The organism is Pseudidiomarina sp. (assembly GCF_048268165.1).
Lineage (GTDB): Bacteria > Pseudomonadota > Gammaproteobacteria > Enterobacterales > Alteromonadaceae > Pseudidiomarina.
On the sequence record NZ_JBLWWA010000001.1, the window covers coordinates 1,173,279 to 1,195,194 of the forward strand.

Below are 21,916 nucleotides of genomic sequence, written 5' to 3' on the forward strand. Positions count from 1 at the left end.
TTTAAGGTTCTCCTGCACCGCGATACAGCACCTTCGCTGTTTCGCTGGTGATTAAAAACTGGCTTTCGGCGGCCATCACGAGGTCGCCGTATCCAATTTTTGCGTTCAACTGGAAGTATTTACTTTTCACGTCCAAATCGTCAAGCACACCGCCAATGGTTTCCGCACTTACGCCGTTCGGCGTCGCACCACCACCAAGATTCGGTCGTGGCCCACGCGTCGCTGCGTCGTTAAGCGCGCCATTATTACGTGCATCATCCATGCTTTCATAGCCCTCGGCGCGGCGGCTACTTAAAAAATTGCTGGCGTCGTCCACCGACATGCCGCCAAGGGTTACCGCGTGCAACAGTTCCGGCTGATCATCGTTAACCGTATTGAGGTTTATTTGCAAGGTATTGTCCCGCGGAATGACACACACGTACGGCTTAATCTGTTGATATATTTTCGCGCTCACACCCCGAATCAGGCGCAATTCGCTCACGTGAATCAGCCAGGTATTGGCCGCACTGTATGGAAACTGCAAACTTTGATAATCAACCGACTCAGCACCGTAGCTACCATCAATGGTGTCGTCGTCATCCAACCAATCGGCCAGTGCATCGACAATCACATCCGCCGCGTACGGCTCCAGCGAGTCATTGCTTGCGAGCATCAACATGCGCAGCTGGGCCTTGCGCCGCTCCCGTATCAGGTGGGGTGCAGTCCCTGCTCCGGAGCTGGGACTGGCTCCTTCCTCTGCATCGGTGGCGGCATCAGCGCTGGCATTTGTTACGGTGTTGCTGCTGCCGCTACTGCTGGAGTCATCGCGGTCGTCGACGCGTAGCGAATTCAAATTAAAGCAGCTGTGCAAATCTTTGATTTTGCCTTGAATGGCGCCGCCATCCACGGGATAGAGATTGCCGCTCTCGCTTTGCTGGTACCACATTTGTTGTTGATGCGCGACGTTGTCGCTTTCGCTGAGTTCGGTTTGTAGTAGCTCGGTGACGATTTCTTCGGCACTCAACCAGTACCAGTAAGCTTGCTCGGCTTGCTGCAAATTACCGGTACGCAGCACGCTGGTTTGTAAGCGCCCACTTAGCGTTACCGCCATCACCGACACCAAAGCCACAACCAGCAATACCATTAGCAACGCGACGCCGCGCTGTTTCGTGTGAGCAGCACAGTTATTCATAGCTGCCCCCGTTAATTAAGAACACACGCGTAATACGCCCCCAGCGTTGGGTATCTAAGGTTATCTCGATGCCAGGCGGTAATGAGGTGGGAGTCAGTCCCTGCTCCGGAGCTGGGACTGCACGCCCCTCTTTATCAGAGCCGATGCGCAAAAACTCAATCTCAAACTTGTCGACATCTTCCAACACAACGCGGCTAAATGGCTCGCTGGATTCGCTCACATCCACAAAAGTGAAATGCTCACGCACTAGGTTACCGTCACGCAAAATGTAAGCCACCGGTTGCAACTCGCTGCGTGGAAATAAGCCTTGTGGGTTAAACCAGCCCGAGCGCACAAAGCCTAACCGCCCTTCTTCGGCAAAAATGTACAAACCTGTAGGGTTATCGCGCGGCACAATTTGGCGTATGTCTTGCTCTAAAACCAGCATGGCGTACTGCAGCTTTTGCAGCTGATCAATCGCTTTTTCGCTTTGCTCACTGGTGCGCATAATCGCGTTAATCACTGCCGCTGATGCAAGCCCAATAACGGCCATGATCACCACTGTAACCAGCACTTCAACTAGGGTAAAGCCACGGGCTTCGCGGCGCACAAACTTACTCATTGGTGCTGCCCCCGTCGTTGCTCGGCCCAAGGTAGCGGCTTAATGTGACTATCGAGCCAGAGCCCGAACCCGAGCTATCGCTACCGGGCGCTTGTTCATAAACGCGCACGGTTACGTAAAACACGTCGGCGGTTTGGGTTTCTAATACTTCGCTGCGCCAGTGCCATTCTTTGTCACCGACAATTTCGGTGCCTTTAGCGTTATTTTCCGGTGGATAATTCAGGCTAATTCGCGCCAACGCGTTCGATGCAGCATATTGCGCCAAGGATTTGTCCTGCATGTAGTTCAGATTATGCAAATGCTGGCTGGTTGAGGCCACCGCCGCCAATGCCGCCAAGGCAAAAATGCCCAGCGCAAACATCACTTCGACTAAGGTAAAGCCACGCGCGCGCATCACAATGGCTCTCGCTGTAATGAAATTTCAATGCCGTCAGTGCTAGTAATTTTCCAGCTTGCGCCGCCCGCGCCATTATTAAACAACCCGGTGTCACTCAGCGTTAGTTCAAACGGTGGCAAATCGCCGCTACCAAAAATAAATAATTGGGGGGTGGGCTCGCTCTTCGTTTGTGCGTCATTGGCATCACGTTCGTCGTCTTCAATATCAAACACCGCATCAATGTCGGTGTCGTCCTGCTCGAGTAGCTCTAAATCGGCAGCCTGCACATCCAGCAGCACGGTTTCATCCAGCTCGGTGCGGCGCAGACCACGATGGTTTATGGTCTGCCAACGGCCGTCGGTGAATTGCAAAAAGCGGTAGCTGTTACCTTGATCAATGCGCAAGCCCAGCACCGCATTACGCACCAAGGCGTACTCGCGGGCATATTTGATGCGTTCATAGAGTACGCGGGCGTCTTCTTCAAGGTTATCGTCGCGGTTATCAGGCACCACAAAACTGACGGTGACAGCCAGCATGGCAATCACCGCTATGGTGACCATTACTTCAACAAGGGTGAAGCCTTTGGATACACCGCGATTCACAAATTACTCGATATTCCAGTTGCCGATGTCGTCGTCGGTTCCGGTTTGTCCGTCAGGGCCAGCTGAGAAAATATCAACATCGCCGTATTCACCTGGGCTAAGTAATAAATATTCGTTGCCCCATGGGTCGGCTGGCAAACGCTGGATGTAGCCACCACGACGGTAATTGCGTGGGCGCGGGTCAACGTTTGGCTCTTGAATTAGGGATTCAAGGCCCTGCTCGGTGGTTGGAAACACACTGTTGTCCAAGCGGTACTGCGCTAAGGCATTTTCCAATGCGATGATGTCAGTACGCGCTTTTTGGCGGTTCGCCTGGTCGGCTGAACCCAGCACGTTTGGCAGAATCAATGATGCCAATAAACCCAAGATGGCGATAACCACCATCACTTCGATTAAGCTAAATCCGGTTTGTTTTTTCATAAAGTTCCTCGTTACAAGCCAACGCTCTGATTGAGCGCGAGTATTGGCTGAATGATGGCCAATACAATGAGTAAGACAACGCCAGCCATGACAACGATCAGAGCAGGCTCAAATATTTTCAGTGCCACGTTCATGGTGGTTTCGAAGTCGCGGTCTTGGTTATCGGCGGCGCGCCCAAGCAACTGCTCTAACTCGCCCGATTTTTCGCCAGCAGCAATCATGTGCAACATCATTGGCGGGAATAATTTGGTTTGCGCTAAAGCCGCGCGCAAGGATGAACCTTCGCGTACGCGGTCGGCAGCTGCCTCCACCGCGATTTGCATGGCGCGATTGGTTAATACGCGGCCGGTAATGCGCAATCCCTCAAGTAATGGCACCGCTGACGCCGCTAAAATACTTAAGGTGCGGGCGAAACGCGCGGTGTTCACGCCTTTAATCACACGCCCAAACAGCGGTACTTTGAGTACCCACGCATCAAACTTATCGCGCCGTTCGGGTTTACGTAATAACTGCGAGCCTATAATCAAGGTCAGGAAAATTGCGACCAAGGCATAAATGCCATAGTTTTGTAGGAATTCACTTACTGCTAACAAGAAGGTGGTGGTTGGCGGTAAAGTTTGGTCAAGCCCGCTGAACTGCTCAACAATTTGCGGCACCACACTCACCAACAGGAAAATAATGACGCCAATAGCCACTAACGTGAGAATGGTCGGGTACACCAACGCTTGCACCAACTGACCTTTGAGGCGGTTGCGCTGCTCGGTGTAATCGGCCAAACGGTTTAACACTTCATCCAAATGGCCGGATTTTTCGCCAGCCGAGACCATCGCGGTAAATAATTTATCGAACACGTGCGGGTACTCGGCCATGGCTTCGGCTAATGAGTAGCCTTCAACCACCTTAGAGCGCACCGCCATGATGAGTTTTTGCAGCCGCGGCTTATCGGTTTGCTCGGAAACAGCAAACAAGGCCTGTTCAATCGGTAAGGCCGCACTGACTAATGTTGCCAACTGACGCGTAATCAAGGCTAAGTCAGAGGCACTCACACCGCGCGTTTGCAGCCGTTTGAGCAGCGGTGCAGTCCCAGCTCCGGAGCCGCCTCTGCCCCCTGAGCCTCCAGTTTCTTCGGCCAGCTCAACGTGCACAGGAATCAAGCCTTGCTCACGCAACTGCGCCCGCACCTGACGTTCGGTGTCGGCTTCAATCACGCCTTTGCTTTTGCGGCCACTGGCGTTTAGCGCTTGAAATGCATAGGCTGCCACGGCTTACTCCTCGCGCGTTACGCGCAATACTTCTTCCAAGGTGGTGACACCGGCCATCACTTTGGCTAAGCCGTCATCACGAATCGATGGACTGGTTTTGCGTGCGTATTTATCAATGGCTTGTTCGCCGTGGCCATTGTGGATAAGTTCGCGAATTTTTTCGTCCACCACCAACATTTCGTGAATGCCAGTGCGGCCGCGATAACCACTGTGGTTGCACTTGTCGCAACCCACTGCACGGTACAAGCGGGCACCGCCGTCAACTGCGCCATCCGCCACGTAGGCTAGTTCTTCGGCCGAGGCGTCATAGGGTTCTTTGCAGTCGTTACATAAGGTGCGCACTAAGCGCTGTGCTAATACTGCCAATAACGACGACGATAATAGGAACGGTTCGACGCCCATGTCTTCCAAACGGGTAATCGCACCGGATGCAGTATTGGTGTGCAAGGTCGACAACACCAAGTGGCCGGTTAACGAGGCCTGCACACCAATGTGCGCGGTTTCAACGTCACGAATCTCACCCACCATGACCACGTCGGGGTCTTGCCGCAAAATAGCGCGCAACCCGCGGGCAAAGGTCATGTCCACTTTCGGGTTCACCTGCATTTGGCCGATGCCTTCTATGGAATATTCGATGGGGTCTTCAACTGTCAAAATGTTGCGATCGCGCGAGTTGATTTCCATCAACCCCGCATACAAGGTGGTGGATTTACCCGAGCCCGTGGGGCCGGTTACCAAAATAATTCCGTGCGGCTTTTTAATGATTTGCGAGAAGATTTTGCGGTTGGCTTCGGTCATGCCTAACTGTTCAAGGTTCAAGCGCGCGTTGTTTTTGTCCAACAACCGCAATACCACGCGCTCTCCATGACTGGATGGCATAGTCGATACCCGCACGTCCACCGCGCGGCCAGCAATCAACAAACTGATGCGGCCGTCTTGCGGAATGCGTTTTTCAGCAATATCCAGCTGCGCCATAACTTTTATCCGCGACACCAGCAGTGAGCTGAGTTTGCGGTTCGGGCGAATCACTTCACGCAACACGCCGTCGATACGAAAACGCACCAACAAGTCTTTTTCGAAGGTTTCGATGTGAATGTCCGATGCGCCTTCTTTAATGGCTTCTGACAACATGGCGTTGATGAGCTTGATGATTGGCGCGTCGTCTTCACTTTCGAGCAGGTCTTCGGTTTGTGGCAGTTCATCGGCCAGTGAAAATAAGTTACTTTCGTTGCCGATGTCTTCCATCAGCTGTTTCGCTTCGGACGAATCGCGTTGATAGGCCTGGGTTAAAATGGCTTCAAATTCATCCGCAACATGTTCCTGCAAGATAAATGGCGCACCCAGCACCCGTCGCACTTCGGACAAGGTTTGTGGGGTAACGCCTTGGCGCGCATGCACAATAGCTTGCGTGGCGGCTTCGCCTTCAGCCGGCGCGTTGGCAAATGCCACCACCACACCGTGGCGTTTCGCAAAAGCAAATGGCAACCGTCGCGGTGCCACTTGCGCGGCCACATTCGCGATATCAGTCATTGCCATTCCCTTCTTGAGAGGTGGGGTGCAGTCCCTGCTCCGGAGCAGGGACTGCACCCCCCTCTTCGATATAAGATTCAAACGAAGGTGGCAAGGTTAACGGCCCATTCCATTCAGGCAGCACCGGCGGCTTGCTCAGTGGCATTAAGTCGATGCCATCTTCTTCCGCTTTCAGTTGTTCGGCACGAATATAGTTGTACTTACGGCTGGAAATTTGTGAAGCCGTTGCGCCATCACGGACAATGCGCGGGCGTAAAAACACCATCAGGTTACGTTTTTGACGCGTGGTTGAGGTGCTCTTAAATAAATGCCCTAAGAACGGAATGTCGCCCAAAATTGGTACCTTAGACACCGACTCTTGCACGTCTTCGTCAATCAAGCCGCCTAGCACAATGGTTTCACCGTCGTCGGCCATCACCACTGTTTTCAGCTCACGCTTGTTGATGGTGATATCCACCGAAGTCGCGCCGCTGATGCTCGACACTTCCTGCTCAATAATCAGCTGCACCGCGTTGCCTTCGTTAATCTGCGGCGTAACTTTGAGTTTGATACCCACGTCTTCACGTTGCACGGTTTGGAATGGGTTGTCGTTATTCGAACCGGTGGTTGAACCGGTAATGGTTGGCACTTCTTGCCCCACTAAGAACGACGCTTCTTCGTTATCCAACGTCATAATTGACGGCGTGGCCAGAATGTTCGAGTTGGTGTTGGTGGTCACGGCTTGCAAAATTGCGCCCCAGTCATTTTTTACCACACCAATCATCATGCCGTTCACATTTTGCAGCACCTGTGCCAGCAACGACACGTCACCCGGGCGCGGCGGCTCGGTGGTGGTTACCAAGTTACCATCGACCACGGTGGTGGTTTCACGACCTGGCTGCTCGCGCGCCAAGTAAGCACCGGCGGCCACTTGGCCAATAGATGCCTGACGGCCGTTGTTGTACTGCACCATGCCGCCGTCTTCACTGATCCATTGCAGGCCAAAATCAACGCCATCGCCTTCCATAATTTCTACGATTATGGCTTCAACATGCACTTGCGCACGACGAATATCCAACTGACGAATCACGCTTTCTAAGCTTGAGAGTAAATCCGGTTGTGCGGTAATCACTAAGGAGTTTGAAGCTTCGTGCGCACTGATACTTATCTCAGCGCCACTTGAGCTTACGCGGCGTGCTGCGGCAGATGTTCCTGCGCCCGTTGCAGCCGACTCTTTTTCTGCCTGTAAGCTTTGGCTAACACCTTGCAGCACTTCAACCAACTCTGCCGCTTTGGCGTACTTCAGATAATAAACCCGCGTGTTGCCTTCGGATTTTAAGTCTTGATCAAGCTGGTTAATCAAGGTGACTACGCGTTCACGAGCGCGCGGTTCACCGCTGACGACAACGCTGTTGGTGCGCTCATCAGCAACAATTTTCGGAATCAATAAATCTGGGGTGCCATCGTTGGCTTTTTGGAACAGGCTAAGCGCAATGCGCACAACTTCTGCCGCCGATGCGTACTCGAGTTTAATCACGTTGACGTCTTGGTTACCGGCACGGTCGACACGTTCAATGATTTCAACTAAGCGCTGCACGGTTTCGCTGCGGCCGGTGATCATAATCACGTTCGATGGGTCATAGCTGACCACGTTGCCACCGCCACTTTGGTCGTTGAGCAAGCGTAGCAAGGGCGCGAGTTCGCGCACGCTGACGTTAGAAACTGGAACCACGCGGGTAATTAGAGTGTCACCGCCTAGGGAATTGTCATCAACCACTGGAATGGCGCCGTTGCGGGCGTCTTTGTCGCGCATGACTTTAATCACGCCTGATTCCATTTCGATAGTGGCAAAACCGTACACGTCTAACACGTTCAAGAAGAACTGCCAGTACTGGTCTTCGGTCATGACATCGTAGCTACGTACGTCAATGCGGCCACGTACATCGGGGTCGATGATCATCGTGCGCCCCAAATTACGACCAACCACTTGAATAAACTCAGTAATGTCGGTGTTTTTAAAGCTAGCCGCATATTCAACCGGTGTTTCTGCATCTTGCTGGCGTTGCTGCTGCGCGGCTTGGCGTGATTGTTGCGCGCTCGCATCATGGAGCGATCCGGCAAGTGCTGCGCCTACTGCGATGGCAATTGCGAGTGAGGTTTTTCGCATAGCTGTTCCCTTAATTCCCTTGGTCTTGCTTGGTTTCGTCCGCTGGCTTTGATATGTCAGCCGGTAGGTCGCGAATATCCAGACGCAAGTCGATATATTCATTGCCGCGCATCACGGTAACCGTGGCTTCGGTCATGGTGGCGAGTTCGCCCGTAACCTTCATTGCGGTACTTATATTGGTTAAATCTTGGCCGTTAATTGCCACCGCCAAATCGCCATCTCGGAAGCCGGCTTGGCGGAATAATTCTGGGTTGTTGCCCGCACGTAAGCTGTAGCCTTTGATGCCATTGCCACCGCGTACTGGGGTAATTTGGATAAACTCAAGTAAGCTTTCAGCGTTAATGTCATTGCTGCGCACAATATTTGTAATGGTGTCTGACGCGACTGCTCGTGAGCTGGTGCGTACGCTGTCACGGCTAGCTGAATTGGCCATGGTTAACGACAAGCCTTCGCTTAACTCGCCAATGCCTTCAAGCTCAAGCGTTTCTATACGGCCATTGTTATCTAAAATAACGCGATCGGCATATATTTCTTTAATTTTAACTTGGGTGCCTTCTAGATTGTCACCCACCACGTAAACTTCTTGGTTACCACTGCGTTCAATAATCGCGGCAGAGCGTTCAGGAACATTGGAAGCGGACACGCCAAGTAGACGAATATTGAGTGAAGTTTTCGGTGCATTCGAAGCAGCCACTTGGGGTGCACCTGCTGCTGCGCCAAATAGGTCAAGGGCAATAATTGGGCGCGCAGACACCGCCTGCTTGCCGGTATCAGCGGTAACTGTAAGCGGGCCTGTCGGAACTTCTGCCGTTGGCATAATTATCTGCCAAGTTAATTGCGCGCCAAACCACACGGCGGCCACCGCACAGACCGCGGTAACCAGTGCATTGACGTGCGTGTTCTGTATCTGCATGGGTAACTACTACGCTTTCGTTATAATTATGTGACACTTGCGTCTTTTGGTCATTCTAGCCTTACTATACACAAGTGAACAGATCAAATACGAGGATTCTGGTATAATGCAGCCAAATTTTTACACAAGTATGACAGACACCCAAACACCATGACCAAACCAGTAACGAATTATCCAACTGACCAATTATTACGCTACACGTTTCTTGAGCAAGATGTGCGCGGTGAATTGGTGCAATTGAGCACCAGCTATCAGCGCATGATTTTAGGACACCATTACCCGGCGCCAGTTCAGCGCTTGCTGGGTGAATTAATGGCGGCAACGTCGTTGCTCACCGCCACCTTGAAGTTTGAAGGCCGTATTTCAATTCAAATTCAAGGCGATGGCCCGGTTAATTTTATTGCGGTGAACGGTTCACACCATCAAGAACTGCGCGGTATTGCACGGGTACGCTCGGAGATTTCCGATGACCTGAATGATTTGCGTACCCTGATGGGCGCCAAGGCGGTTTTGGTGATTACCCTAACACCAGAAATCGGCGAGCGATATCAAGGCGTGGTGAGTGCCGATGCCGACAGTATCTCCAAGGTGATTGAAGACTACTTTATGCAGTCAGAGCAATTACGTACGCGTATCTGGTTATTTGCCGACGGCGAGCACGCTGCTGGCATGATGTTGCAGGTAATGCCCGCACAAGGCACCACGTTGGAAGCTTTCGAGCATCTGGAGCACTTAACCAGCACCATGACCGCTGCTGAATTGTTTAAATTGCCAGGCGCACAAGTGCTCCACCGCTTGTATCACGAAGAGCACGTGGAAGTGTACCCACCCCAGCCGGTTACCTTTAAGTGCGGTTGTTCGCGTGAAGGCACCATGGAAGCATTGGCTTCGGTTTCACCGGAAGAATTGCAGGACATTTTGCGTGAAGAAGGTGCGGTGGTCATGAACTGCGAGTATTGCCAAACCGAATACCGCTTCACTGAAAAAGACCTCACGGTATAAGCTGATGAGCGAGCCAGTACGCATTGACAAGTGGTTGTGGGCGGCGCGTTTTTATAAGACGCGTGCGCTGGCCCGTCAGGTTGTACAGTCGGGCAAGGTGACCATTGACGGCCAACGGTGCAAGCCGTCGAAAACCATCAGCGCGGGGCATATTATTAAAGCACCGCGCGGGCATGATATTTATGAAGTGGAAGTATTGGCCGTTAGCGAACGGCGGCTTGGCGCGCCCGAAGCGCAAAAGCTTTATGCTGAAACGCCTGAGTCAATTGCGCGACGCGAGAAAGAAGCGGAGCTGCGTAAGATGAATGCGCTGTATAACCCCCACCCCGATCATAAGCCCGACAAAAAAGAACGTCGGGACTTAATCAAATTCAAAAATCAGTAACGCTGTTTGCGTTACTTTCTTCTCTTCAGGTGACGCATTAAGCGTTTGCGCTTGCGGGTTTGCGACAGCGTGAGCTGGTTTTTACGCCCTGCGTACGGGTTTTCAGATTCGCGGAATTCAATCTTAATTGGCGTGCCCATAACGCCCAATGACTTACGGAAGTAATTCATCAAGTAACGTTTATAAGAGCCTGGCAGTGAGTCGACCTGGTTGCCGTGAATGATTATGCGCGGCGGGTTATAACCACCGGCGTGTGCATATTTCAGCTTCACCCGACGACCACTAACTAACGGTGGTTGATGGTCTTCAACGGCAGTTTCTAAAATACGGGTAAGCTTGGATGTACCAACGCGCGCCGATGCTGAGGCGTAAGCTTCGAGCACCGATTCAAACAAATTACCCACGCCGCTGCCGTGCAAAGCCGAGATAAAATGCAAGCGGGCAAAATCGACAAAGCCTAAACGGCGGTCGAGTTCGCGTTTTATTTCGTCGCGGTGATCATTGGACAAGCCGTCCCATTTATTCACTGCGATAACAATTGAGCGGCCTGCATTTAACGCAAAGCCAATCAAGTTTAAGTCTTGATCTGACACGGTTTCACGGGCGTCAATCACTGCGATAACCACGTTGGCATCTTCAATGGCTTGCAGAGTTTTGATAACCGAGAACTTCTCCACGGTTTCATCAATCCGGCCACGGCGACGTACACCGGCGGTATCAATCAGAATGTATTCACGGCCATCGCGTTCCATGGGGATATATACCGAGTCACGGGTGGTGCCTGGCATGTCGTACACAACCACGCGCTCTTCGCCAAGAATACGGTTGATGAGTGTCGATTTACCTACGTTCGGGCGGCCAACAATGGCTAATTTTAATGGCAGCGCGTCATAATCGATTTCATCGTGCTTGCGATCGCCCAACTGGCCTATAATGTTGCCTTCGTGGTCAATTACGTTGCCATCGGCGTCAACTATGTTGCCATCTACGTCGAATACGTTGCCTTCTGGATCAGGTTCAACAATTTCACCGTTGGCATCAATTGGATTGCCTTCAGCATCAAGGTTTACCGCACCTTCAGACCCGCCTTGCGCTGAGCGCTTTGCTACTTCTGGGTATTCTTCAAGCAGTGGGTCAAAACATTCTTGCAGCAACTGCTCAACACCACGGCCGTGCGCAGCAGCAATGCCATGCACTTCGCCTAAACCCAGCTCAAAGAAGTCGAGCATGGCGGTGTTGGCGTCAATGCCGTCAATTTTATTGGCAACCACATAAGCTTTTTTGCCAATGCGGCGCAAGTGCGCAGCAATGCCCATGTCGGCAGAAGTGATGCCGTCGCGCGCATCAACCATAAACAGCACAACATCTGCTTCGTCAATGGCGCGCAATGATTGCGATGCCATTTCGGCATCAATCCCTTCTTCATCGCCATGCACACCGGCGGTGTCGATGACAATAAACTGATATCCGTCGTAGTTGGCCTGGCCATACTTACGATCCCGCGTTAAGCCGGGAAAGTCCGCAACCAAGGCGTCCCGAGTACGGGTAAGCCGATTAAACAAGGTTGATTTGCCCACATTTGGGCGCCCGACCAGGGCAACTACGGGTAACATATAGGGTTAAATCCTTACCGCGAGTAAACTGCCGTCGCGTAATTGTACATAAAGGGTGTCGCCTGCAACCACAGGGGCTGTGTAGACGTCACTATCCACTTCTAAACGGCCTTCAGTTTCGCCGCTAAGAAGGTTTATAAAATGCAGGTAGCCCATACGGTCGCCAACTACAATGTAGTCACCGAAACGCACTGGCGCGGTTAAATGACGGCCGTTGTAGTCGTTATTCGACCACAATTCAACGCCACCTTGTGAATCCAATGCAGACACTGTGTCTTCGGCGTCCGTTACAAACAACCGACCGCCAGCAAAGTGCAGGTTCTGATACGATGAATACTCACGTTTCCACGTAATTTCACCACTGTTGGCACTAATCGCTGCTAACGAACCGTTATAGGCCACGTTGTAAACAAACGCACCGGCTAAAACTGGCTTGGAATCAACATCAACCATACGTTGCAGTTCAGTGTTACCGCTTGGTACCGCTAAACGTGCTTCCCACGCTGGCTGGCCATTTTCAGCAATAAGAACAATGACTTTACCGGTTGAGGTGCCAACAAACACACCGCCTTGCTCATACACAGGCGCCGAGGTGCCACGCATTGATAACGGTGGTACTTCAGATACATGCTTCCAACGCTGTTCGCCGGTTTCTTCCGACAAAGCAATGACTTCACCCGTTGAGCCTTTCACCACAACCACACCACCACCAACGGCAGGCGTTGCCATGACTTCTGAGCGCACGACTTCGTGCCATTTCACGCTGCCATCATTGGCATTAAGCGCAACCACGTCACCATTTTCGGTGCCAAGGTAAATCACGTCATTATTTGCAGCCAGACCACCGGCAATGCGCATGGGTTCACCCGCACTCCACCAACCGCCTTTGCTCAAGTTTAATGCGCCGCGCAAATCCACTTGCCATAAGCGGTCGCCATTGTCGCGATTGAACGCGGCAACGATTCCGTCACGGTCAGCACCAACAATCATGTCGTTGACAACCACCGGATGCAGATGTGAGTAAAAATGGTCAACGCCACCACCAATGCTGTTTTCCCACACAACGCGCGGGGTAACCTGTTGGTTGAATGATTGCAGCTCTTTGTAGGTGATTTCCTCGCTGCTAAACATCGAGCAGCCACTGATTAACGTGGTAGCCAGTGCCGCGAACCCTAAACTTTTAAACCGTGCTAATTTCATGAACCCGCCACAATGCTGTTGAGTTTAATCTCTACCAGGCTTTCAGCACCAGCATCAAGCGCTGCTTGATAGGCGCTACGTGCGCCAGTGGTGTCGCCTTGGGCCAGAAGAATGTCGCCTTTCAGTTCAGCGGCTTGCGCTTTGAATGCGGTGACTGATTCAGCGGCTTGAGCGGCTGCCATGGCCGCATCGTACTGTTCTTGCGCAAGCAACAAACGTGCCTGACGGATGTCAGCAACGGCACGAATTGCCGGCTCTGCGCTGTCACGCACGCTTTGCAGCGCGCTGATAGCGGTTGCATAGTCGTTGTTATCAACCGCATGCTTCGCCAGTTCAAGTGCTGCCAGTTGCGCGTACGTGGTGTCGCTATTGGTCACAAATTCCTGTGCCGCTGTCATGCTGTTTTCCTGGCCAGCTTCGAGTTGCACCAAAATGCTTTCAAACTGCTGCGACGCTTCTTCCTGATTGGCACGGGTTTGCGCGTCATAATAACGCCAGCCGTAAAACAGGCCGAAACCAACAATCAGACCGGCGATAATGCCTTTGCCGTGTTCGTTCCAAAATTGCTTGATGCGTTCGATTTGCTGATCTTCAGTTTCCATTTTTAACTCCAAAAATGATATTAGCTATTAGCTATTGGATATTAGCTGATAGCAAGAACGGTTTTTCTAATATCAAATATCTAATAGCGCCGTTGCACTTTCCCCGACCGAAGGTTCGGCGTCGCGGTCGCGCAGGTGTTTTAGTTCGAAATCGGTGTCACGGACAATCAACGCATAGGTTGCGCCCGACTTGTCAGCTTTTGCCAATTTTTTCTTCATGTTCTGGGTGCCGCTGTGCAGTTGCACTTTTAAATCAGGTCGCGCACTGCGAATTTGTTCGGCAACGCCCGGTGCGATTAGTTCCGCCGCTTCCGTTGCCGCAAGTACATAGATATCAACCGCTTGTTCAGTTGGAATTTTATCCTGTGACTCTAACAACAGAACCAGACGTTCCATGCCCATGGCGAAGCCAACTGCTGGGGTTGCTTTGCCACCGAGCTGTTCGACCAAGCCGTCATAACGGCCGCCAGCGCACACGGTACCTTGCGCGCCAAGTTCTGTGGTCACCCACTCAAACACAGTGCGGTTGTAATAATCAAGCCCGCGCACTAAGCGTTCATTCAAAACGTACTGAACACCGGCAGCATCAAGACGCTTGCACAAACCATTAAAGTGTTCACGTGACGCGTCGTCCCAATATTCTGAGAGCTTCGGCGCATCGGCAAGTACCGCTTGGGTTTCTTCCGATTTGCTGTCCAGAACGCGCAATACGTTGGTGTCTAACCGGCGCTTTGAGTCTTCGTCAAGTTTGTCTTCATGAGCACGCAAGAATTCGCGCAGTGCCTCACGGTAACGTGCACGCGCTTCGTTAGAAGCTAATGAATTAAGTTGTAGTTGCACTTGGTCACGAATACCAAACCGTTCCCATAACCGCGCCGACAGCAAAATTACTTCTGCGTCGATATCGGGGCCTTCCATACCGAAGGCTTCAATACCAAACTGATGGAACTGGCGGTAGCGGCCTTTTTGCGGGCGCTCATGGCGGAACATTGGCCCCATGTACCATAACCGTTGGGTTTGGTTGTACAGCAGGCCGTGTTCGTTGCCAGCGCGTACGCAGCTGGCCGTGCCTTCAGGGCGCAGGGTCAGGCTGTCACCGTTACGATCGTCGAAGGTGTACATTTCTTTTTCGACGATATCGGTCACTTCGCCGATGGATCGCTTAAACAGGTCGGTACTTTCCAGCACCGGCATGCGAATTTCTTGATAGGTATATTGTGCCGCGACCTGGCGAATCACGCCTTCTACGTATTGCCACGCTGGCGACTGATTCGGCAGGATGTCGTTCATGCCGCGAATTGCTTGTATATTTTTAGCCACGTTCGGATTCTTTTCTGCTTATGTTCGACGTAAAGACGAAAATTTATTTCGAAAAATGGCGCATAGTATACCGCAGCTTTACGCTTGCTTCACGGGAATCTGTTCAGCTTCTAAACGTTTTACTTTTTCACGGATGCGGCGTTCCAACTCATCCACCAAATCATTGTTGTCGAGTCGGTCTTTTTGGCGTTCACCATCCAGATAAAAACCGCTTTTATTCTTGGCGCCGGCTAAGCCCACATGGGAGATCAATGCCTCGCCTGGACCGTTTACGACGCAGCCGATAATGGACACATCCATGGGCACAACAACGTCTTCGAGGCGCTGTTCCAGTGCGTTGACGGTGGCGATGACGTCGAATTCCTGACGCGAGCAGCTTGGGCATGCGATGAAATTGATGCCGCGGCTGCGAATGCGCAGGGATTTTAAAATATCAAAGCCCACTTTCACTTCTTCAACGGGGTCTGCCGCTAACGAGATACGCAAGGTGTCACCGATGCCTTCGGCCAACAACATGCCAAGCCCAATGGATGATTTCACGGAGCCGCTGCGCAGGCCGCCAGCTTCGGTGATGCCTAAATGCAGGGGTTGTTCAATTTGTTTGGCCAGCAAACGGTAGCTTTCAACGGCTAAAAACACATCAGAAGCTTTCACGCTGACTTTGAAGTCTTGGAAATTTAAGCGGTCGAGAATATCCACGTGGCGCATGGCTGATTCAACCAACGCGGCAGGGTTTGGCTCGCCGTATTTTTCTTGCAGGTCTTTTTCTAAGGAGCCGCCGTTTACGCCAATGCGAATTGGAATACCGCGGTCACGAGCTGCATCAACAACGGAGCGAATGCGCTGCTCGTTGCCGATATTGCCCGGGTTGATGCGCAAACAATCGACGCCGTACTCCGCCACTTTCAGCGCGATACGGTAGTCAAAATGAATGTCAGCAACCAATGGAATTGGGCTTTGCTGCTTGATCAGTTTGAACGCTTCAGCGGCGTCCATAGTCGGTACACTCACCCGCACCAAGTCAGCACCGGCCGCGGCAATGGCCTTAATTTGTTTGACTGTGGCGGCAACGTCGGTGGTTTCGGTATTGGTCATGGACTGAACGGCAATAGGTGCGCCGTCGCCAATAGGCACGTTGCCCACATAAATGCGGCGTGAAGGTCGACGTTTGATCGGGTTTGAATGCATTGGGTTAAAACCTTAGTGCGATATTAGCTGTTAGATATTGGATATTAGCAAAAACCAGCTCGGTTTTAATATCTAATATCTGATAGCTAATATCTTAGTTGCTCTTACTCAACGGTCATTGTGACGCTGCGGTTGCGGCGATAACTGCTTAAGTCCACCGGTTCACCATTATACGTCATTGTGACAACTTCTGGCTTGCATAAAATGATATCAAAAGGAGGCTCGCCCGTCAGCGGCATTGTGTAACCCGCCTTTTTTACGCCGATGGCAATGTCGGTGCCCGTAGCATCGGTTACTTTTATCCAGCAGTCACCGCTAAACGCCATGACGAGATCCGCGCCTTGGGTTGCGCTTGGCTGGTTGTTGGGAATGGGGTCAGTAACAACTTCGGCGTCGGCTGCGGTGTCAGCCACAACGGTTGGCTCATTGGTATCGCGCGCTGCTGTGGTGTTCTCGGTTGGGGTTTCCGTGGGCTCGTCTGTCACCACAGGTGCACTGTCGTCGTTACGGCTGGTAACCGTCAGGCCTTCGGTTTCATTGGCCTGCTGGTCGTCACTGTTGGTCGTTTGGCCACGAGCTTGGTCTTCAGTAACCCGCTCTGTGGGTGAGTCGCGACGCACTGCGGTGCGATTATCGACTTGCTGGCTACTACCATTGCTGGCAGAACCGTTGCCATTGTCATTAAAGATTTTGCCGTTATTGGTATCTTGCCACCACCAAACCACCGCCATGGCGATAACAATGGCAATAATAAAATAGCTAAACAACATTAAACGGCTGTCGTTGCGCTCGCGCACCTTGCGTTTTGAAAAGCTTTGCATGGTAATGGTGCTGACCGGCACTTCACCGAAACCCATTTTACCGTAGGCTTCAAATACGCGCTTTTCGTCAACCTCAAGCGCTTTACTCACTGAGCGCAAGTAGCCACGCACATAAGTTGCTGACGATAGCTGGTCAAACTCATCGGCTTCGAGCAGTTCAATGACGGTTTTGCGCAGGCGCAGGCTATCCGCCACTTGCTGCGTGGTTAACCCTTTCGCTTCACGCGCTTCACGAAATAACTGGCCGGGCGTCTCCCCTGTATAAGGTTCTGGCTTAGGCTGTTCTTCTTCGCTGTTCTCTTCGAATAAGTCTTTATCTGATGCCATTCTCGTTCGCTATTTAGTTAATTGCTGATAATCACGCGCTTGCTGAGAAGCCGGAAAGCGCTGCACAAGCAGATCGCCGAATTGCTGCCGTTTGTTTTTATTGTTTAAGGCGTGAGCTAACTGCACTTCTAACCATAAATATTGCGCCGACAACTGAGGGTAATTGGCTCGGCGCTCTATCATGTCCGCAGCCTTGTCATAGCGTTTCTGCTCGAGCAACAAGGATGCATAATTCTCTAAAATATTGACGCTGCCACCACTGTGGTTAAGCGCCAACAGATAATATCGGTCGGCGTTGGCCATATCTTTTTGCTCGGCTGCACAGCGCCCAGCATTCTGGTAAGTGCTGGCAATCTTAACGTAACCGGGCTGCGCAACTGCTTTACGAAACATTTGGTCGGCTTCATTGTAGCGATCTTGACCGCACAACAACACGCCCAGATTATTATAGCTGTCGCCGTCATTGGGGCGTAGATCAATGGCCTTACGATAATACGCTTCGGCATTTTTTACGTCGCGAACTTGCTGATAATAGTAAGCAAGACCGGTATAAACATCTGGATTATTGGGGGTGTATTCGCGGGCGCGTTCTAAATTTGCTTTAGCTTGTTCAAAATTACCGGAGCGCAAATACTGCAACCCAAGAGCCAAGCGCGTGCGCGAAGCCTCTTGTGCATTGAATTGCTGTGCCGGTTCTTGTTTACCATCGACCGTACGTTGGCTCACACAACCTGTGCTGAACACCACGGTGATCAGCGCTAACAGCAGAATCCGCATGTAAATCTCCCCCATAAAGAAACTATCTTAACCTTTATCGGCGGCAGATCAAGCTGTGTGGCGTCAAAGCTATGTTAAGTTTGTCTTCAGCGTGCGATTAAACCGCTTTGATTTCGATGCCGTCGCCGCCGCGTTGCGCTTGTTGCTTTTTCAAGATGCGCTTGGTGCGGTCAATCACATCCCCGACAAGTTGGCCGCAAGCAGCATCAATGTCGTCACCACGGGTGCGCCGTACAACAACGATGTAGCCTTTATCCATCAGCACTTTGGCGAAGCGGTCGATGCGTGAATTGCTCGATCGGCCATAGTCTGAACCTGGGAATGGATTAAACGGAATGAGGTTGATTTTGCACGGCGTGTCTTTCAGCACTTCGGCCAATTCGGCCGCCTGCTCCATCGAGTCATTGATGTGGTCCAACATCACATATTCAATGGTGATGTTTTTATTTGCCTTTGAGCCGTCAATGTAGTCACGGCTGGCTTTGAGGAATTCTTGAATATTGTACTTTTTATTAATTGGCACAATCTCGTTGCGCAATTCATCGTTTGGCGCGTGCAGGGAAATCGCCAAAGCAACGTCGATTTGCTCTTTCAGCTTATACAAAGCTGGCACCACACCCGAGGTACTTAAGGTGACGCGACGTTTCGATAAACCAAAAGCGTTGTCGTCGAGCATTAAGTCCATAGCTGGAACCACATTATTCAGGTTCAACAGCGGTTCACCCATGCCCATCATCACCACGTTGGTGACAGCTTTTACGCCGGTGTCGCCAAAGGCCCCGATGAGTTTGCTCACCCGCCATACCTGGCCAATAATTTCGGCCACTTTTAAGTTACGGTTGAACCCTTGCTGCGCGGTTGAGCAGAAGGTGCACTCCAGTGCACAGCCTACTTGCGAACTCACACACAAGGTGGCACGGTCGCGATCTGGAATCCATACAGTTTCCACATCCTGACCGTCAAATAAGGTCATCGCGAACTTGATGGTACCGTCCGACGATTGTTGTTGAACACGCACTTCAGGTGCCCGAATTTCGGCCACCTGTTTCAGTTTTTCACGCAGCACCTTGTTGAGATTGGTCATCTCGTCAAAGTCATCGACACAATAGTGATACACCCACTTCATGACCTGATCGGCGCGAAATGGTTTTTCACCCAACTCTTTGAAGAACTCGCGCATTGCTTCACGGTTCAAGTCGAGTAAATTCACTTTTTTGTCTACTGCATTCATATAAAACCTTAAGTGCGTTATTCGTTATTGGTTATTAGCGCGTGCGTGGGCAGAGTTCTTCGTCAGAGAAGAAATATGCAATTTCACGTGCTGCAGATTCTAATGCGTCAGAACCGTGCGTTGCGTTCTCGTCGATAGATACAGCATAGTCTGCGCGTAAAGTTCCTGCCAATGCATCAGCTGGGTTAGTTGCGCCCATGATGTCACGGTGACGTTTTACTGCGTTCTCGCCTTCAAGTACTTGCACCATGATTGGGCCAGAAGTCATGAAGTCTACCAATGCGCGGAAGAAAGGACGCTCTTTGTGTTCAGCGTAGAAGCCTTCAGCTTGTTCAGTGCTTAAGTGCATCATTTTTGCTGCAACGATACGGAAGCCCGCAGTTTCAAAACGGTTATAGATAGCGCCGATTACGTTTTTGCCAACGGCATCCGGCTTGATAATTGATAAGGTGCGTTCTAGAGCCATGATTTTCTCCAATCAAGTTTTATAAGTGAAAGGTTGTCGAAGTTAGAGTCGCGCGGATTATACATAAAAGCCGTCTACGCGGCTAGTGGGCGGTTAAGTGAAAGAAGGGGGTGCGGTCCATGAACTGCACCCCCTTCTTTTTTTTATTTCATCCTAATTTTTCGAATGCTGTAATCGAATTTTAGTTGCCTTTGCTCGCTTACATACATACGTGAATGTATGTAAAATGCCGCCTTGTATTTACAGAGTTATTAGCGCTTGTAGTAAGGACGTAGGCGTATGAAAAGGTTACAGAATATTATTCTTGGTTTGATATTTTATAGTGTTGCATTCTTCGCGACGGTTGCACCTAAAGCGCATGCTGATGAGGCGCATTTGGCTGTCAGCTATTCTGCTGAACATATTAATGGTGTTCGTGCTGGGTACCGTTGGACAGATGGTCCGAAACTATTGCCGCAAAGCTGGTTCAATTTAATTGGTTCGCCTCGCGTACACTGGGAGGTTGCAGTCAATACTTGGGTGAATTCGCGTAACTCGAATGACCGCATCAATGCTGTTACCTTCAGTCCCGTTCTGCAGTGGGAATTAACCGGTGGTTCGCAGCCTTTGCTGCTCGAAGCAGGCATTGGTGTATCATTACTGGATGATCAGAAAATTTCCGATCGTGATTTGTCTATTTCGTTTCAGTTCGAAGATCGTATTGCGCTCGCTTGGCAGTACGACCCGGTTAGCAAGGCACGTTTGAGTTTCGGCTATTCACATTACTCGCAAGCCGACATCAAGCGCCCGAATGATGGACTCGATCTGTGGGTACTCACCTGGCACGTGCCGATATAAAAGAGGGGTGCAGTCCATGGACTACCCCCCTCCTCTTGCGCTTTGGGTGCAACGGGCGTAAAGTGTGGGCATCTAGACGTCTATTTATTTTGCAGTATATGAGGTGGTTATGACGCAACAAATTACTTTAGGTGGCGGTTGTTTTTGGTGCCTTGAAGGTGCTTTTAAGCAAGTTCGTGGGGTGTTAAAGGTGCAGTCTGGTTATGCCGGTGGGCACAAAGAAAACCCAACCTATGAAGAAGTCTGCTCAGGCAGCACTGGGCATGCTGAAGTGCTGCAGGTAACCTTTGAGCCAACGGCTTTAAGTGTGCGGGAAATTTTAGAAATATTTTTTGCGCTGCACGATCCAACCCAAGTGAACCGTCAGGGTAACGATGTTGGGACGCAATATCGCACGTCGATTTTCTATCAAACTGACGAGCAAAAGCGTTTAGCGGAAGAAATTATTGCCGAAATGGAGCGCGAACATACGTGGGATGCGCCGATTGTGACGACCATTGAGCCGCTTGAGAAGTTCTGGCCAGCTGAGGATTATCACGAGAATTACGTGGAGCGTAATCCGGAAAACGCGTATTGCCAAGCCGTTGTTCATCCGAAATTGGCAAAATTCAAACGTACTTTCGCCGAGAAACTCGACGGATAAAACAATTAAGAGGGGTGCAGTCCTTGGACTGCACCCCCTTCTTACTAATGGTTTTCTTTGGCGTGGTTGATGCTGTATTTCGGGATTTCTACAACGAGGTCTTCGCCGTCAACTTTAGCCTGACAGCTTAAGCGTGAATCTGGGTCGAGGCCCCACGCTTTATCGAGCATGTCGTCTTCGTTTTCTTCAATTTCGTTAATTGAGTCCATACCTTCGCGAATGTAAACGTGGCAGGTGGTGCAGGCGCACACTTTTTCGCAGGCATGCTCTATGCCGATGCCGTTGCGCAAAGCCACGTCAAGCACAGTTTCGCCGTCTTTTGCTTCGAGGGCTGCACCTTCTGGACAAAGCTCTTCATGGGGTAAAAATACAATCTTTGGCATAAATAAAACCTCAAGTTCGATATTAGCTATTAGATATTCGATATTAGCTAACCCCCTAAAAAAACGGATCTAATATCGCATTATCGCTATCCAATTGCGT

General features: G+C 51.1%; 23 protein-coding genes. 4 read left to right on the forward strand and 19 right to left on the reverse strand.

Translation table 11 applies throughout. From position 1 onward, the window contains the following. Nucleotide 1: 1 nt before the first annotated feature. The 9 genes from gspK to gspC are packed head-to-tail and all read right to left on the reverse strand — an operon-like array spanning nt 2 to nt 9,021. On the reverse strand, nt 2–1,171 hold the full coding sequence (gspK, locus tag ACN0UY_RS05595; RefSeq protein WP_417665723.1) for a type II secretion system minor pseudopilin GspK: 1,170 nt from the start codon (nt 1,169–1,171) through the stop codon (nt 2–4). Next, complete coding sequence (gene gspJ, locus ACN0UY_RS05600; protein ID WP_417665724.1) at nt 1,164–1,772, reverse strand: type II secretion system minor pseudopilin GspJ; 609 nt, start codon at nt 1,770–1,772, stop codon at nt 1,164–1,166. Before gspJ ends, gspK begins: the two co-directional genes overlap by 8 nt. Next, on the reverse strand, nt 1,765–2,166 hold the full coding sequence (gene gspI / locus ACN0UY_RS05605) for a type II secretion system minor pseudopilin GspI (RefSeq protein WP_417665918.1): 402 nt from the start codon (nt 2,164–2,166) through the stop codon (nt 1,765–1,767). The genes gspJ and gspI overlap by 8 nt, the downstream gene beginning before the upstream one ends. Then, on the reverse strand, nt 2,166–2,750 hold the full coding sequence (locus ACN0UY_RS05610; protein WP_417665725.1) for a pilus assembly FimT family protein: 585 nt from the start codon (nt 2,748–2,750) through the stop codon (nt 2,166–2,168). Before ACN0UY_RS05610 ends, gspI begins: the two co-directional genes overlap by 1 nt. A gap of 3 nt (nt 2,751–2,753) precedes the next feature. Further along, a complete protein-coding gene (gspG, locus tag ACN0UY_RS05615; RefSeq protein WP_417665726.1) occupies nt 2,754–3,170 on the reverse strand; it encodes a type II secretion system major pseudopilin GspG in 417 nt (138 codons plus the stop codon). 11 nt (nt 3,171–3,181) lie between these two features. After that, entirely contained in the window at nt 3,182–4,432 is a 1,251-nt protein-coding gene (gene gspF, locus ACN0UY_RS05620; protein ID WP_417665727.1) for a type II secretion system inner membrane protein GspF, read from the reverse strand. Between the two features lie 3 nt (nt 4,433–4,435). After that, nucleotides 4,436–5,962 carry a type II secretion system ATPase GspE gene (gspE, locus tag ACN0UY_RS05625; protein ID WP_417665728.1) on the reverse strand — a complete coding sequence of 509 codons (1,527 nt, stop codon included), beginning with the start codon at nt 5,960–5,962 and terminating at the stop codon, nt 4,436–4,438. Next, nucleotides 5,955–8,108, reverse strand: a complete 2,154-nt coding sequence (gene gspD, locus ACN0UY_RS05630) for a type II secretion system secretin GspD (protein ID WP_417665729.1) — start codon at nt 8,106–8,108, stop codon at nt 5,955–5,957. Before gspD ends, gspE begins: the two co-directional genes overlap by 8 nt. 10 nt (nt 8,109–8,118) lie before the next feature. Then, nucleotides 8,119–9,021 carry a type II secretion system protein GspC gene (gene gspC, locus ACN0UY_RS05635; RefSeq protein WP_417665730.1) on the reverse strand — a complete coding sequence of 301 codons (903 nt, stop codon included), beginning with the start codon at nt 9,019–9,021 and terminating at the stop codon, nt 8,119–8,121. A 150-nt stretch (nt 9,022–9,171) separates the two neighbouring features. Between gspC and hslO the strand changes: the two genes are divergently transcribed. Continuing rightward, entirely contained in the window at nt 9,172–10,023 is an 852-nt protein-coding gene (gene hslO, locus ACN0UY_RS05640; protein ID WP_417665731.1) for an Hsp33 family molecular chaperone HslO, read from the forward strand. 4 nt (nt 10,024–10,027) lie between these two features. Next, complete coding sequence (gene hslR, locus ACN0UY_RS05645) at nt 10,028–10,408, forward strand: ribosome-associated heat shock protein Hsp15 (protein WP_417665732.1); 381 nt, start codon at nt 10,028–10,030, stop codon at nt 10,406–10,408. 11 nt (nt 10,409–10,419) lie between these two features. Here hslR and der read toward each other — a convergent pair whose 3' ends face one another. The 9 genes from der to ndk form a co-directional block, all read right to left on the reverse strand. Next, the gene (gene der, locus ACN0UY_RS05650) at nt 10,420–12,021 is read right to left on the reverse strand and encodes a ribosome biogenesis GTPase Der (protein WP_417665733.1); all 1,602 of its coding nucleotides are present in this window, start codon (nt 12,019–12,021) and stop codon (nt 10,420–10,422) included. A 6-nt stretch (nt 12,022–12,027) separates the two neighbouring features. Next, nucleotides 12,028–13,221 carry an outer membrane protein assembly factor BamB gene (bamB, locus tag ACN0UY_RS05655; protein WP_417665734.1) on the reverse strand — a complete coding sequence of 398 codons (1,194 nt, stop codon included), beginning with the start codon at nt 13,219–13,221 and terminating at the stop codon, nt 12,028–12,030. Continuing rightward, a complete protein-coding gene (locus ACN0UY_RS05660; RefSeq protein ID WP_417665735.1) occupies nt 13,218–13,823 on the reverse strand; it encodes a YfgM family protein in 606 nt (201 codons plus the stop codon). Before ACN0UY_RS05660 ends, bamB begins: the two co-directional genes overlap by 4 nt. A gap of 72 nt (nt 13,824–13,895) precedes the next feature. Continuing rightward, a complete protein-coding gene (hisS, locus tag ACN0UY_RS05665) occupies nt 13,896–15,143 on the reverse strand; it encodes a histidine--tRNA ligase (RefSeq protein WP_417665736.1) in 1,248 nt (415 codons plus the stop codon). Between the two features lie 78 nt (nt 15,144–15,221). Continuing rightward, the gene (ispG, locus tag ACN0UY_RS05670) at nt 15,222–16,331 is read right to left on the reverse strand and encodes a flavodoxin-dependent (E)-4-hydroxy-3-methylbut-2-enyl-diphosphate synthase (RefSeq protein ID WP_417665737.1); all 1,110 of its coding nucleotides are present in this window, start codon (nt 16,329–16,331) and stop codon (nt 15,222–15,224) included. A gap of 104 nt (nt 16,332–16,435) precedes the next feature. Continuing rightward, nucleotides 16,436–17,479, reverse strand: coding sequence for a RodZ domain-containing protein (locus tag ACN0UY_RS05675; protein WP_417665738.1), 1,044 nt, complete (start codon nt 17,477–17,479; stop codon nt 16,436–16,438). A gap of 9 nt (nt 17,480–17,488) precedes the next feature. Beyond that, a complete protein-coding gene (gene pilW / locus ACN0UY_RS05680; RefSeq protein WP_417665739.1) occupies nt 17,489–18,256 on the reverse strand; it encodes a type IV pilus biogenesis/stability protein PilW in 768 nt (255 codons plus the stop codon). 97 nt (nt 18,257–18,353) lie between these two features. Beyond that, nucleotides 18,354–19,487 (reverse strand): bifunctional tRNA (adenosine(37)-C2)-methyltransferase TrmG/ribosomal RNA large subunit methyltransferase RlmN, encoded by a 1,134-nt coding sequence (locus ACN0UY_RS05685; RefSeq protein WP_128351311.1) that lies wholly within the window; start codon nt 19,485–19,487, stop codon nt 18,354–18,356. Nucleotides 19,488–19,521: 34 nt separating this feature from the next. Continuing rightward, a complete protein-coding gene (ndk, locus tag ACN0UY_RS05690; RefSeq protein ID WP_417665740.1) occupies nt 19,522–19,953 on the reverse strand; it encodes a nucleoside-diphosphate kinase in 432 nt (143 codons plus the stop codon). A 279-nt stretch (nt 19,954–20,232) separates the two neighbouring features. On the opposite strand from ndk, the gene ACN0UY_RS05695 reads away from it, so the two are divergent. Both ACN0UY_RS05695 and msrA read left to right on the forward strand, forming a co-directional pair. Further along, nucleotides 20,233–20,790, forward strand: a complete 558-nt coding sequence (locus ACN0UY_RS05695; RefSeq protein WP_417665741.1) for an acyloxyacyl hydrolase — start codon at nt 20,233–20,235, stop codon at nt 20,788–20,790. A gap of 103 nt (nt 20,791–20,893) precedes the next feature. Beyond that, nucleotides 20,894–21,433 carry a peptide-methionine (S)-S-oxide reductase MsrA gene (msrA, locus tag ACN0UY_RS05700; RefSeq protein WP_417665742.1) on the forward strand — a complete coding sequence of 180 codons (540 nt, stop codon included), beginning with the start codon at nt 20,894–20,896 and terminating at the stop codon, nt 21,431–21,433. A gap of 44 nt (nt 21,434–21,477) precedes the next feature. On the opposite strand, the gene fdx is transcribed toward msrA, so the two are convergent. Further along, nucleotides 21,478–21,816 (reverse strand): ISC system 2Fe-2S type ferredoxin, encoded by a 339-nt coding sequence (gene fdx / locus ACN0UY_RS05705; RefSeq protein ID WP_128351314.1) that lies wholly within the window; start codon nt 21,814–21,816, stop codon nt 21,478–21,480. Nucleotides 21,817–21,916 lie beyond the last annotated feature (100 nt).

Bases quoted from the DNA above. Each gene is read 5' to 3' on its own strand.
- gspK (WP_417665723.1), bottom strand. From the start codon at position 1,171: ATGAATAACTGTGCTGCTCACACGAAACAGCGCGGCGTCGCGTTGCTA.
- gspJ (WP_417665724.1), bottom strand. From the start codon at position 1,772: ATGAGTAAGTTTGTGCGCCGCGAAGCCCGTGGCTTTACCCTAGTTGAA.
- gspI (WP_417665918.1), bottom strand. From the start codon at position 2,166: ATGCGCGCGCGTGGCTTTACCTTAGTCGAAGTGATGTTTGCGCTGGGC.
- gspG (WP_417665726.1), bottom strand. From the start codon at position 3,170: ATGAAAAAACAAACCGGATTTAGCTTAATCGAAGTGATGGTGGTTATC.
- gspE (WP_417665728.1), bottom strand. From the start codon at position 5,962: ATGACTGATATCGCGAATGTGGCCGCGCAAGTGGCACCGCGACGGTTG.
- gspD (WP_417665729.1), bottom strand. From the start codon at position 8,108: ATGCGAAAAACCTCACTCGCAATTGCCATCGCAGTAGGCGCAGCACTT.
- gspC (WP_417665730.1), bottom strand. From the start codon at position 9,021: ATGCAGATACAGAACACGCACGTCAATGCACTGGTTACCGCGGTCTGT.
- hslO (WP_417665731.1), top strand. From the start codon at position 9,172: ATGACCAAACCAGTAACGAATTATCCAACTGACCAATTATTACGCTAC.
- hslR (WP_417665732.1), top strand. From the start codon at position 10,028: ATGAGCGAGCCAGTACGCATTGACAAGTGGTTGTGGGCGGCGCGTTTT.
- der (WP_417665733.1), bottom strand. From the start codon at position 12,021: ATGTTACCCGTAGTTGCCCTGGTCGGGCGCCCAAATGTGGGCAAATCA.
- bamB (WP_417665734.1), bottom strand. From the start codon at position 13,221: ATGAAATTAGCACGGTTTAAAAGTTTAGGGTTCGCGGCACTGGCTACC.
- ACN0UY_RS05660 (WP_417665735.1), bottom strand. From the start codon at position 13,823: ATGGAAACTGAAGATCAGCAAATCGAACGCATCAAGCAATTTTGGAAC.
- ispG (WP_417665737.1), bottom strand. From the start codon at position 16,331: ATGCATTCAAACCCGATCAAACGTCGACCTTCACGCCGCATTTATGTG.
- ACN0UY_RS05675 (WP_417665738.1), bottom strand. From the start codon at position 17,479: ATGGCATCAGATAAAGACTTATTCGAAGAGAACAGCGAAGAAGAACAG.
- pilW (WP_417665739.1), bottom strand. From the start codon at position 18,256: ATGCGGATTCTGCTGTTAGCGCTGATCACCGTGGTGTTCAGCACAGGT.
- ACN0UY_RS05685 (WP_128351311.1), bottom strand. From the start codon at position 19,487: ATGAATGCAGTAGACAAAAAAGTGAATTTACTCGACTTGAACCGTGAA.
- ndk (WP_417665740.1), bottom strand. From the start codon at position 19,953: ATGGCTCTAGAACGCACCTTATCAATTATCAAGCCGGATGCCGTTGGC.
- ACN0UY_RS05695 (WP_417665741.1), top strand. From the start codon at position 20,233: ATGAAAAGGTTACAGAATATTATTCTTGGTTTGATATTTTATAGTGTT.
- fdx (WP_128351314.1), bottom strand. From the start codon at position 21,816: ATGCCAAAGATTGTATTTTTACCCCATGAAGAGCTTTGTCCAGAAGGT.